This is a genomic window from Rhizobium sp. PL01 (genome assembly GCF_033447125.1).
Classification (GTDB): Bacteria; Pseudomonadota; Alphaproteobacteria; order Rhizobiales; family Rhizobiaceae; genus Pararhizobium.
The window spans coordinates 352,870-365,129 of record NZ_JAWQUM010000005.1; the positions used below are offsets into that span (position 1 = coordinate 352,870).

The window sequence follows — 12,260 nt, forward strand, 5'->3', positions numbered from 1 at the left end:
CACAATGAAAAAATATGATTGTTTGTGATTGACAATGCGCGGTCGTGATGGAAGCATAGAAATATTGGAGGAGCCTAATGCACGAGAAAGAGCGACACAGGATTATTCTGTCAGCTGTCCAGGACAAGCCGGTCATCACCGTGCCTGAACTGGTGGATCTGACCGATAGTTCTGAAGCGACGATCCGCAGGGATATCGCGGCGCTACATGTCCAGAAGCGGTTACGCCGGGTGCGTGGCGGTGCGGAAGCCATCAATCCACCGCAGTTTGTCGGTCTTGCCGGCCGTCCATTCAGCGTCAACGAAGGCCTGCATGCCCGCCAGAAGCAGGCGATTGCCAAGGAAGCCGTGGCGCTCTGTCAGGATGGCGAGCCGATCATCATCAATGGCGGCACCACGACCTTCCAGATGGTGCACTTTCTCGCCAACCGCCGGATGCAGGTATTCACCAACTCCTTTCCGATTGCCGAGCACCTGCTCAAGCATTCGAAGAACACCGTGATGCTGTCGGGTGGCACGATCTACCGCGAGCAGAACATCATTCTGAGCCCGTTCGATAATGACGTGACGCGCAATTTCTATGCACGCCGCATGTTCATGGGCGCCCAGGGGCTTGGCCCACTCGGTCTGATGGAAGGCGATCCGTTGCTTATCCAGGCCGAGCAGAAGCTGATCGATCAGGCTGACGAACTGGTCGTGCTGATCGACTCGTCGAAATTTCACAAGCGCTCCAGCCTCATTCTATGCGGGCTGAAGCGGATCACCACGGTGATCACGGATTCCGGCATCGAGGACAGGCACGTCCAGATGCTCGAAGATGCAGGCGTCGGCTTGGTTATCGCCAATACGCGGTCGGGCATTGTTGAGGAGAATGCTTCTTCGTCGGCATAAAGCGGCGGGAAGAGGGGAGTAATGAGGCCACTGACGTCCAAGATTTCAGGGCGAAGGTGGTGGAGATCGAAAGCACTAGCCGAATGAACGCGATCATTGTGACCGCGCGGCTTCAGGGAGGAGAACGTCATGAAAATTTTGAAGGCATTGATGGTCACGACAGCGGTTTCGCTGGCGCTGATGACAAGCGCAGCGCACGCGGAAAACAAGAAGATTGCCCTGGTCGTCAAGGCGCTCGGCATCGGCTTCTTTGAAGCCGCCAACAAGGGTGCGCAGGAAGCCGCCAAGGAACTCGGCGACGTCGAAGTGATCTACACCGGTCCGACGACGACGACAGCCGAAGGCCAGATCGAAGTCATCAACTCGCTGATCGCCCAGAAGGTCGATGCGATCGCCGTATCCGCCAACGATACTGATGCTCTGGTTCCTGCGCTGAAGAAAGCCATGGAACGCGGTATCAAGGTCATCTCCTGGGACAGTGGCGTCGCCAAGGATGGCCGCTTGATGCACCTGAACCCATCGTCCAGCCCGCTGATCGGCAACATGATCATCAAGCTTGCCGCCGACCAGCTGCCTGATGGCGGCGATGTCGCCGTCCTCTCGGCAACTGCCACTTCGACCAACCAGAACGTCTGGATCGAGGAAATGAAGAAGGTTCAGGGCAACTACAAGGGCATCAACGTCGTTGCCACCGTCTACGGTGACGACCTTGCCGACAAGTCCTACCGCGAAACGCAAGGCCTCATTCAGTCCTACCCGAACCTGAAGGCAATCATCGCTCCGACCTCCGTCGGCATCGTTGCTGCAGCCCAGGCCGTCGAAGATGCCGGCAAGGTTGGCCAGATCAACGTCACCGGTCTCGGCCTTCCCTCGGAAATGGCTGGCCATGTCAAGGCTGGCTCGTCCAAGTCCTTCGCCATCTGGAACCCGATCGACCTCGGCTATTCCGCAACGATGATCGCCTATGACCTGATCGGTGGTGCTGAAGCGAAGCCCGGTGCCGAGCTGAAGATGGGCCGCATGGGCTCGGTCAAGCTCGACGACAACAACGAAGGCGCGATGGCCGACCCATTCGTCTACGATGCCAAGAACGTCGAAGAGTTCGCCAAGATCTTCTGATCAGGCTTAACCCTCCCCCTTGTGGGGAGGGTCGGAGCGAAGCGGAGGGGAGGGGTTCTTTTAAACGGAAATCCCCTCCCCAACCCTTCCCACAAGGGGGAGGGAACTCATCAAACCCGCCGATCTTGTCCTATTTCAATCGTAACGATCACACCGGTGGATTGCCTCTTGTTGCAGGAAACGACCACATCGCGGATGAAACCCGCCGTCGCTCTCGAGGGCATATCCAAGTCCTTTCCGGGCGTGAAAGCGCTGTCCGACGTCTCGCTCGCCCTTTACCCCGGCTCCGTCACGGCGCTGATCGGTGAAAATGGTGCGGGTAAATCGACGCTCGTGAAAATCCTCACTGGCATCTACCAGCCAGACGGCGGCACGATCCGTGTCAATGGCGCAGAAACGCATTTTCCCACAGCCATGGCCGCCTCCCACGCCGGTGTTACCGCGATCCATCAGGAAACTGTGCTGTTCGATGAACTGTCGGTCGCCGAAAACATCTTTCTCGGCCATGCGCCGCGTGGTCGCTTCGGCCTGATCGACTGGAGCAAGCTCAACGACAATGCCCGAGACCTGCTGCGCCGTGTCGGAGCCGACATCGACCCGACCATCCGGCTGCGCGACCTCGGCATTGCCAACAAGCATATGGTGGCGATTGCGCGCGCCCTGTCGATCGACGCCAGCGTCGTGATCATGGACGAGCCGACTGCAGCGTTGTCGCACAAGGAAATTCACGAGCTTTACGAGCTGATCGACCGGTTGAAGGCTGACGGCAAGGCCATCCTGTTTATCAGCCACAAGTTCGACGAAATCTTTCGCATTGCCGATCGCTATACCGTGTTTCGCGATGGCGGCATGGTTGGCGAGGGGCTGATTGCCGATATCGATCAGGACCATCTCGTCAAGATGATGGTCGGCCGTGATGTCGGTCAGGTCTTCCCGAAGGTTGATGTAGCGATCGGCGAGCCGGTGCTGACCGTCTCCGGCTATCGCCATCCGACCGAATTCGAAGATATCAATTTCGAACTGCGGCGTGGCGAAATCCTTGGTTTCTACGGCCTGATCGGTGCCGGCCGCTCCGAGTTCATGCAGTCGCTGATCGGCATCACCCGGCCGTCTGCCGGTGCGGTCAAGCTTCATGGTGAAGTGCTCGTCATCCGCTCTCCGGCTGAGGCAATCGAGGCCGGCATTGTCTATGTGCCCGAAGAGCGTGGCCGTCAGGGCGCGATCATCGGCCTGCCGATCTTCCAGAACGTCACGCTGCCCTCGTTGCAGAAAACGTCGCGTTCCGGTTTCCTGAAACTTGCCAATGAATTTGCCCTGGCGCGCGAATATACGCAGCGCCTCGATCTGCGTGCCGCTTCGCTGGATCAGGACGTCGGCACGCTGTCGGGCGGCAATCAGCAGAAGGTGGTGATTGCCAAATGGCTGGCGACACAGCCGAAAGTGATCATTCTCGATGAACCGACCAAGGGCATCGACATCGGCTCCAAGGCTGCGGTGCATGCCTTCATGAGCGAACTGGCAGGGCAGGGATTGAGCGTCATCATGGTCTCCTCGGAAATCCCCGAAATCATGGGCATGGCCGACCGCGTCATCGTCATGCGCGAAGGTCGCATTGCCGGGCGTTTCGAGCGTTCCGAACTGACGGCTGAGAAGCTGGTCCGGGCCGCCGCCGGCATCGGGGAGGCTGCGTAATGGCTAAGCTGCTCAAGAACCGCGAAATCCTTTTGGTCATCGCCATCATCGCACTGGTCTTCCTGATTGCGCTGCGCTTCCCCGGTTTCGTCGCACCCGCCAATCTGGCACGTGTCTATAATGACACGTCGATCCTGATCATTCTTGCGCTCGGCCAGATGGCGGTCATCCTGACGCGCTGTATCGACCTGTCGATGGCTGCCAATCTGGCGCTGAGCGGCATGGTCGCGGCGATGATCAACGCCGCCTTTCCCGGCATACCGATCCCGCTGGTCATCCTGGTGGTCGTCGCCCTCGGCGCGCTGCTCGGCTCGATCAACGGCCTGCTCGTCTGGAAGCTGGATATCCCGCCGATCGTGGTGACGCTTGGCACCCTCACCATTTATCGCGGTACCATCTTCCTGCTCAGCAAGGGTGCCTGGATCAATGCCCACCAGATGAGCGACGCTTTCAAGGCACTGCCGCGCGCATCGCTGATCGGCTTTCCGGTCCTGTCATGGCTCTCGGTCGTGGCGATTGCTGCCGTCTACATCCTGATGACGCGCACGCCGGTCGGCCGCGCCTTCTTCGCTGTCGGCGGCAATCCGCATGCGGCTGTCTATACCGGCATCGATGTCGGCCGGACGCGCTTCCTCGCCTACTGCCTGTCCGGTGGTCTGGCCGGTCTGGCCGGTTATCTCTGGGTGTCGCGCTATGCCGTCGCCTATGTCGATATCGCCGCCGGTTTCGAGCTTGATATCATCGCCGCCTGCGTTATCGGCGGCATCTCGATTGCCGGTGGTATCGGCTCGGTCGGCGGTGCCGTGCTTGGCAGCCTGTTCCTCGGCGTGATCAAGAATGCGCTGCCGGTCATCAATATCTCGCCCTTTGCCCAGCTGGCGATCTCGGGAACGGTGATCATCATTGCCGTTGCGGTCAACGCCCGTACCGAAAAGCGCAAGGGCCGTGTCATTCTGAAGAAAGCGGAGGCGGTCTGATGGCGGAGACACATCTTTCACCGAGGATCATTCCGGACCGGCTGCAGAGCCGTGTCAGCCGGGTATTGAAGAGCTGGGAAAGCCTGCTTCTGGTCGTGGCGATCCTGATCTTCGCGATCAACTCCTTCGCCTCGCCCTATTTCCTCGATCCGTGGAACCTGTCCGACGCGACGTTCAATTTCACCGAAAAGGCACTGATCGCCTTTGCCATGGCTCTGGTCATCATTTCCGGCGAAATCGACCTGTCCGTCGCCTCGATCATCGCCTTGTCCTCGACGGCCATGGGCCTTGCCGTCACCATGGGTGCCGATACGCCAATGCTCGTCGTTGTCGGCCTCGGAACGGGGCTCCTCTGCGGCGCAGTCAACGGATTGCTGATCACGGGCCTTGGCCTGCCGTCTATCGTCGTCACCATCGGCACGATGAGCCTGTTTCGCGGCCTGTCCTTCATTATACTGGGGGACCAAGCCTACACGGGATACCCGGCCAGCTTCGCCTATTTCGGCCAGGGCTATGTCTGGTGGGTCTTCTCGTTCGAATTCGCGCTGTTCGTGTTCTTCGCCATTGTTTACAGCGTGCTGCTGCACAAGACGAACTTTGGCCGCGCCGTCTATGCCATCGGCAACAACCAGACCGCCGCATTGTTCTCCGGCGTGCGCGTCGGCCGCGTCAAGTTCATCCTGTTTCTGCTGACGGGTCTGATGGCCGGCATTGCTTCGATCTGCCTGACCTCGCGTCTCGGCTCCACCCGCCCGTCGATCGCGCTGGGCGTCGAGTTGGAGGTGGTGACGATGGTGGTGCTCGGCGGTGTCAGCATCCTCGGCGGATCCGGCACCATTCCGGGCATCGTCCTTGCCGCCTTCATCATGGGCATGGTCACCTTCGGCTTCGGACTTCTCAACGTGCCCGGCATCGTCATGTCGATCTTTATCGGCGTGCTGTTGATTTCCGTCATCGCATTGCCGATCCTGTGGTCACGCGCCCGCCGCCGCGCGGCCCATTGAGGACATCCATGGAAAAATACGCTTTTCGCATGCGGCTCAATCCCGGCATGACCGAGGAATACAAGGCCCGGCACGATGCGATCTGGCCTGAGTTATCTACGCTACTGACGGAGGCTGGCGTTTCGGATTACTCGATCCATCTGGATGAAGAGACCAACACGCTGTTCGGCGTCCTCTGGCGGCGGGACGATCACACCATGGCCGATCTGCCCAAACACCCCGTCATGCAGAAATGGTGGGCCTATATGGCCGATATCATGGAGACGAAGGCAGATAACGAGCCCGTTGCCGTACCGCTCACAACCGTCTTCCACATGAAGTAACGTCATGAAAACCATCGCTGTCATCGATATCGGCAAGACGAATGCCAAGGTTGCTTTGGTCGATCTCGACCGGTTCGAGGAAACGGCGGTGCGTAAGACCGCAAACGGCGTCACGGCCGAAGGCCTCTATCCGCATTTCGACGTCGAGCGCCTCTGGCGCTTCATCACTGACAGCCTTGCTGCGCTGAATGCCGAGACGCCGATCGACGCAATCTCCGTGACTACCCATGGGGCAACCGCGGTCCTACTCGACAAGAACGGCGATCTTGCTTTGCCATTGCTCGACTATGAATTTACCGGTCCCGATACGGTGGCCGGGGACTACAGCAGGGTTCGCCCGCCCTTTGCCGAGACGGGTGCGGCGCGGCTGCCGATGGGGCTGAATATCGGCGCCCAGATCTACTGGCAGGAACAGACCTTCCCGGATCGTTTTGCCGAAGTCGCCAGTATCCTGACCTATGCGCAATACTGGTCCTATCGCCTGACCGGCGTTCTCTCCACCGAACTGACATCGCTCGGCTGCCACACCGATCTCTGGAACCCCTACAAGGGTGATTTCTCGACCATGGTCGATGCCCGCGGCTGGCGGCCGCTGTTTGCGCCGGTGCGCCGCGCAAGCGACGTTCTGGGTGGATTGACCCTGCAAGCAGCCAAGGACACGGGGCTGCCCGCCGGGCTGCCGGTCTACTGCGGCATCCACGATTCCAATTCCTCGCTGCTGCCGCATGTGCTGACGCGGAAGGCACCGTTTTCCGTGGTTTCCACCGGAACCTGGGTGGTGATGATGGCAATGGGCGCGAGGAAGGTGGCGCTCGACGAGGCGCGCGATACGTTGATCAACGTCAACGCCTTGGGCGATCCCGTCCCATCGGCGCGGTTCATGGGTGGGCGGGCATTCTCGACGCTGATCCCCGATCCGGCGGTGACGGTATCCGAAGCGGTCGAGGCGCAGGTTGCCGCCGCTCAGTGGATGCTTCTGCCATCGGTTCCGGAAGGTTCGGGCCCTTTCCCGCATGCCAAGGCAGGCTGGACCTGCGACGAAGCTTCGTTAACAGGCCCGCAGCGGCTTGCCGTCGTCTCCTTCCATCTGGCGATGATGACTGCCAGTTCTCTCGATCTGATCGGTGCTGAGGGCGAAGTTGTCGTCGAGGGGCCGTTCGCGGTCAATTCCAGTTATATGCGGATGCTGAAGGCTGCGACCGGCCGTCCGGTGCTGATCGGCAGCCAGAGCGCTACCGGGACCAGCCTCGGGGCGGCATGCCTTGCCGACGGCAGCCGGGCGCAAGCGCATACGGTGGAATTCGAAGGGGCTGTTCCCGAAGCCTATGCCAGCTACGCAGCACGTTGGACCAGGCTCGTCGAAGGTTTGTAGGCGAATCCGGCTGTCCGGACGGTCTAAGCCGATGCTGCGTGATCGGCGTTGAAGATCGCCGACAACAGACCGGGGAACCGTGCTTCAAGATCATCCTGCCGCAATGACATATAGATGACCCGGCCTTCCGGTCTTTGCTGGATCACACCGGCCTCGCGCAACACGCGCCAATGATGCGTCATCGTCGATTTTGAAACGCCGCTGACGAAGTCGCTGCAGATGCACTCGCCGTTTGCGATCTGTTTCACCGCTGCCAGCCGGATCGGATTGCCCAGAGCCAGGAGAACATCGGGCAGGCGCAGGTCTTCGCGGGTGGGATGGTGGTCGTTCATCAAAGGAAGATAATAAACAGTTCGCGTACAGTCAAACTTTTTAGGCGCCTTACGTTGACAATTGTACGATTCTATCCGTACTATCAAATTATCAAGACTGCGCAGCCTTGCTCCCGCAACAAAGAGATATCCATCATGTCATCTTTTCCCGCAACCGGCGGTCCCCGGCGGCTGGGCTGGACACTGTTCCTGCTCGCTTTTGCTCAACTGGTCATCGCCGTTGACTACAATATCGTCTTCGTCGCATTGCCTGATATCGGCGCCCAACTCGGCTTCTCACGCCAGACGCTGCAATGGGTGGTCAGCGCCTATGGTGTCGCCTTTGGCGGCTTCCTGCTCCTCGGCGGTCGTGCCGCCGATCTTCTTGGCCGCCGCCGGATTTTCATCTTCGCCTTGGCGCTTTACGGCGTGTCATCGCTGGTCGGCGGTCTGGCAACAAGCCCAAGCGCCATCATCATCGCCCGGGCCATTCAGGGTGTCGGCGGCGCTTTGCTGTTTCCGGCAACCCTGTCGCTGGTCACCACATTGTTTGCCGAAGGCCGCGAGCGCAATCGCGCCTTGGCGGTCTGGGGTGGCGCCGGTGCTTCCGGGCTGACCGTCGGCGCCTTGCTTGGCGGCGTCCTCACCAGCGCCTATGGCTGGCCCGCCGTCTTCTTTGTCAACGTGCCGTTGGTCATCATCATCATCATTGGTGCCCTGATCGTCATGCCGCGCGATGTCAGCCAAGGCTCGCATCGCAGCTTCGACCTGCCGGGTGCCCTGACTGCGACAATCGGCATCACATTGCTGGTCTACGTGCTCGTGCAAGGCCCGGAATCGGGTTGGGCATCGCCCTCGATCCTGCTGGCGCTGGTTGCCGGACTGGTTCTGCTCGCGGCCTTCTTCGTCATCGAAGCCCGCAGCGACGACCCTCTGATGCCGCTGCGCCTGTTTTCCAACCGCTATGCGCTGGCCGGCATGCTGTTGACGCTGTTCTTCGGCGCGACCTTGGGTGCTCTGCCCTATTTCGAAACCGTGTTGTTCCAGGGCATGCTCGGCTTTGATGCATTGTGGACCGGTCTGGCATTCCTCGTTCCGGCCATCGCGATCTTCATTGGCACGCAACTGGGTGAACGGATGGCGACTGGATCGGGCGTTCGCACCAGCCTGGTGATCGGCCAGGTTCTGAGTGTCGCCGGTACGGTTGCGTTCGCATACGGAATTTCGCCGGAATGGGGCTATGCCGGTCTGGTTCCGGGCATGGCAATCCTTGGTGTCGGCCAGGGGATGGTGTGGACGGCGATGTGGATTGTGTCCGCGACAGGGGTTGCTCACGAAGAGCAGGGCGTGGCCTCGGGCATGGCATCCACCAGCCTGCAGGTCGGACTGGCCGTCGGCCTCGCCATTCTGGTTGCGGTGGCCAATAGTGTCGGGGAGGCGACGGGTCAGACGGCTGTTGCCGGTCTCATCGAAGGAACCCGGTTCGCCGTTTATCTGGCCGCTGTGGGGACGGTTCTGGGACTGATCGTTGCCCTGACGCTGCCACGCCAGGCTGAGATTGCAGCAGACGTGCAATACGCTCCAGCCGAATGAACTTGCGGCCCGCCTTTAGGGGCGGGTCTCACCGATTGTTCCGGTGTGATCAGAGCGGTGAGGAAACAAAACGAAGAAAATTGGTGGGCCGCAGCCTTCAAGGGCATGCGGCGCTTCTCGCGTCCAAGGATACACAGTTATGCACCGCCTTGTGTAAGGCAGATATGCTGTCAGGCCGAAGTGCGGTTTAACTAAGTCTTAGAAAATCCGGGCATTCAACGACTTACGATCATCCTCGATATTCAGGAGGATGGAGACTGCTGCCAGTGTAAGGGTGGCGATAAGCGTAGCGCTTAGTCCCAGAACAATCATTGCCCGTTCCTTCTACGTCATCATCATGATGCCGCTTCACTTTGTCCGGCTATGCTTGCGCATGGCTTGCGCCGGTCAGAATAGGCAGTAGTTAATGGCGAGGTCTCTCAAGATCAACTCTCAAGTTTTACCATTGAAAACCTGTTGTTTCTCTAACGGGCGCAAACCCCCGTTTCATAGGCGGTTGCGCCGGGTTGAGGCAATATGCGGCTAATTTTAGTGAAAGAAGATACGGACGATCAACCGTTAACCTTCAAGCAAGGAATTAACCATAAACATGGTCGTACACGTTGGAGTGGGAAAATCTACTTCCCCGCAAGGCATGACGCCGTACCGACGAACCGGTTCTGATCCGGTATGCACTTTCACCGGATATCTCTTGGGAACGAAGCGGCCGATCGCCGTGGCCAACCGGCATTGCAGCCGTCGCCACGTGGCGTTCTGCAAGACGGCACGCTTGGGCAACGCCCCTTTGGAACATTCGTTGACGAGTGGATGCCTGTGCGCCGTTCCAGGCAAGCGGACACGATGCAAGAGTTTGATTTTCTACAGCATATCTCTGGAAACCACATGGTTTCAGGGATGAGATACCGGACCGGGGAAAAGCGTGAGGCAGGAAACATCGCCAGATCAGACCAGGAAAGCCCAGGCAGGCAGTCTGCTGGAGCGCTTGCGTTTTGCCGGGCTCGATGAAGACCAGACCGACGTCCTGCGCAAGCATCGCCAATCACTCGGCGCCGAGGTCGAACTCGCTTTGCGCGACCTGTTCCAGCGCCTCCAGACCTTCCCGGATGCCGCGCGCCATTTCACCAGCGACCGCCAGATCGACCGGTTGCACGACCTCCAGTCCTCACATTGGAGTGTGCTCACCGACGCCCGCTTCGACAGTCTCTATGCCGAACGCGTCAAGGTGCTGTCGGATACCGAGAGCAAGATGGGGCTCGATCCGCGTTGGCAGATCGCTGGTCACGCCGTGGTGCTTGAACGCCTGATCTGTTCGATGATCGAGCAGTTCTGGCCGAAGTCGATGCTGTCGCTTGGCAAGGCGAACAGGAAGGAGTTGGCCGACCTCGTCGCCGCTCTGGTCCGTACCGTTTTCGTCGATACTGAAATTTCCGTTTCCCTGCGCTTCAACGAACAGCGCCACAGCCACCAGCGCCAGCTCGCCGAGCAGCGCAAGGCCGGTGAAGCCGAAGCGCTGGCGCTGTTTGCCGGTGTCACCCAGGCGCTTGGCCGTGGCGATCTCTCCGTTCGCACGCCCGTTGACGTTCCGGTGGCCTACCAACCGGTAGCCCAGGAACTGAACGGCGCACTCGACGCCATGCAGAACGAGTTCATCGGTCTTTCCGACCGCGCTGTTACGATGGAAACATCGTCACGCGATCTGGCCGGGCAGACCGGACAATTTGCTCAGCGTGCGCGAGAACAGTCGGCAGCGCTCGGCGAGACCGTCAGATCGCTGGGTGCCATCGTCGATCGCGTCAAGCACAATGCCGGACAGACACGGGCTGCCGAAAAGAGCGTCGCGGTAACCCGGCAGTCGGCCGAGCATAGCGGCGAGATTGCCGGACAGGCGATTTCCGCCATGGCCGATATCGAAGCATCGGCCGAAAAGATCGGACAGATCATCGGCGTTATCGACGAGATTGCCTTCCAGACCAATCTCCTGGCGCTGAATGCCGGTATCGAGGCCGCGCGTGCTGGCGAAAGCGGCCGTGGCTTTGCGGTCGTCGCCCAGGAAGTCCGCGCCTTGGCGCAGCGCTCCGGCGATGCAGCCCGTGAGATCAAGCAGCTGGTATCGAGCACGAAATCCCAGGTCGAAGCTGGCGTCGAGCGCGTCGGGCGCACCCAGGACGCCATCAGCAACATCGTCGAGCAGGTGCGCGGCATCAACGATGCCATCGCCGGCATTGCCGAAGAAACAGCCGAACAGCTCACCGGTCTTCACGCTGCAACATCCGATCTCGGCCGTATTGGCGCCGAAATCGGCGCGAGTGCACATCAGGCCGCCGGCGCCAAAGAGAGCTGCGACGACCTGCACACCGTCATTCTCGAGCTCGGCCAGACGATCCGCCAGTTCCATGTCCAGCGGCAGGCGCCGAAGACCGCCTTTTCACCGTCCTATTCGACCCCGGCCATCATGGCGCCTTCGGGACAGCCGGGTGAAGCCATCGACGGCAGCAATGACAGCTTCGACGAGGGCTACGGTTTGCAGCTTGCCGGGTGGGCACGCTGATGCAGAGCCGTTGCAAACATATCCTGCCAAGATCGGCGATTTTCGAAGGGCAGAACGTGCGCTCGCATGGGCGCGCCGGAAGCCAGCTGAACCATCCCTGTAAATTACTCCCAGCCAGACAAGGAAAGTAGAGATGGCAGCCAAGAAAGCCGCTCGGAAAAGTTTGAGCCTCGCACCGGTCCTCGACCTCAACGAGGCCAACGCCCTGCACGGCAAGCTGATGGCTCTGCGCGGCAATCCGCTCGCGATCGACGCATCGGCGGTCGAGCGTGTCGGCGCGCTGTGCGTTCAGGTCCTGATGGCCGGAGCCAAAAGCTGGGAAGAGGATAATTTGTCTTTCACCTTCGCCAAGGTGTCGGACGCATTTACGAAAACGACACAGCTCATCGGGGTCAATATCGACCACTTGATGGCAAAGGAGATTTGAGACA

11 protein-coding genes are annotated in these 12,260 nt (G+C 59.9%); 10 read left to right on the forward strand and 1 reads right to left on the reverse strand.

All coding sequences use genetic code 11. The features are described from left to right. Positions 1 to 77 precede the first annotated feature (77 nt). From R6X40_RS14885 to R6X40_RS14915, 7 genes are all read left to right on the forward strand, one after another. On the forward strand, positions 78 to 890 hold the full coding sequence (locus R6X40_RS14885) for a DeoR/GlpR family DNA-binding transcription regulator (protein ID WP_037105479.1): 813 nt from the start codon (positions 78 to 80) through the stop codon (positions 888 to 890). A gap of 129 nt (positions 891 to 1,019) precedes the next feature. Further along, entirely contained in the window at positions 1,020 to 2,009 is a 990-nt protein-coding gene (gene rhaS / locus R6X40_RS14890) for a rhamnose ABC transporter substrate-binding protein (protein ID WP_318414566.1), read from the forward strand. A 195-nt stretch (positions 2,010 to 2,204) separates the two neighbouring features. Further along, complete coding sequence (locus tag R6X40_RS14895; protein ID WP_318414658.1) at positions 2,205 to 3,701, forward strand: sugar ABC transporter ATP-binding protein; 1,497 nt, start codon at positions 2,205 to 2,207, stop codon at positions 3,699 to 3,701. Further along, the gene (locus tag R6X40_RS14900) at positions 3,701 to 4,678 is read left to right on the forward strand and encodes an ABC transporter permease (protein ID WP_318414567.1); all 978 of its coding nucleotides are present in this window, start codon (positions 3,701 to 3,703) and stop codon (positions 4,676 to 4,678) included. The genes R6X40_RS14895 and R6X40_RS14900 overlap by 1 nt, the downstream gene beginning before the upstream one ends. Then, entirely contained in the window at positions 4,678 to 5,682 is a 1,005-nt protein-coding gene (locus tag R6X40_RS14905; protein ID WP_318414568.1) for an ABC transporter permease, read from the forward strand. Before R6X40_RS14900 ends, R6X40_RS14905 begins: the two co-directional genes overlap by 1 nt. An 8-nt stretch (positions 5,683 to 5,690) precedes the next feature. Continuing rightward, entirely contained in the window at positions 5,691 to 6,005 is a 315-nt protein-coding gene (rhaM, locus tag R6X40_RS14910; protein ID WP_318414569.1) for an L-rhamnose mutarotase, read from the forward strand. 4 nt (positions 6,006 to 6,009) lie between these two features. Next, complete coding sequence (locus tag R6X40_RS14915) at positions 6,010 to 7,377, forward strand: FGGY-family carbohydrate kinase (protein WP_318414570.1); 1,368 nt, start codon at positions 6,010 to 6,012, stop codon at positions 7,375 to 7,377. Positions 7,378 to 7,400: 23 nt separating this feature from the next. On the opposite strand, the gene R6X40_RS14920 is transcribed toward R6X40_RS14915, so the two are convergent. After that, the gene (locus R6X40_RS14920; RefSeq protein WP_318414571.1) at positions 7,401 to 7,709 is read right to left on the reverse strand and encodes a helix-turn-helix domain-containing protein; all 309 of its coding nucleotides are present in this window, start codon (positions 7,707 to 7,709) and stop codon (positions 7,401 to 7,403) included. Between the two features lie 135 nt (positions 7,710 to 7,844). Between R6X40_RS14920 and R6X40_RS14925 the strand changes: the two genes are divergently transcribed. The 3 genes from R6X40_RS14925 to R6X40_RS14935 all read left to right on the forward strand — a co-directional run bounded on the left by R6X40_RS14925 (position 7,845) and on the right by R6X40_RS14935 (position 12,256). Continuing rightward, a complete protein-coding gene (locus R6X40_RS14925; protein ID WP_318414572.1) occupies positions 7,845 to 9,281 on the forward strand; it encodes an MFS transporter in 1,437 nt (478 codons plus the stop codon). A 919-nt stretch (positions 9,282 to 10,200) separates the two neighbouring features. Beyond that, the gene (locus R6X40_RS14930; RefSeq protein ID WP_318414573.1) at positions 10,201 to 11,829 is read left to right on the forward strand and encodes a globin-coupled sensor protein; all 1,629 of its coding nucleotides are present in this window, start codon (positions 10,201 to 10,203) and stop codon (positions 11,827 to 11,829) included. A gap of 133 nt (positions 11,830 to 11,962) precedes the next feature. Beyond that, positions 11,963 to 12,256, forward strand: a complete 294-nt coding sequence (locus R6X40_RS14935) for an STAS domain-containing protein (RefSeq protein WP_318414574.1) — start codon at positions 11,963 to 11,965, stop codon at positions 12,254 to 12,256. The last annotated feature ends 4 nt before the right edge of the window (positions 12,257 to 12,260 follow it).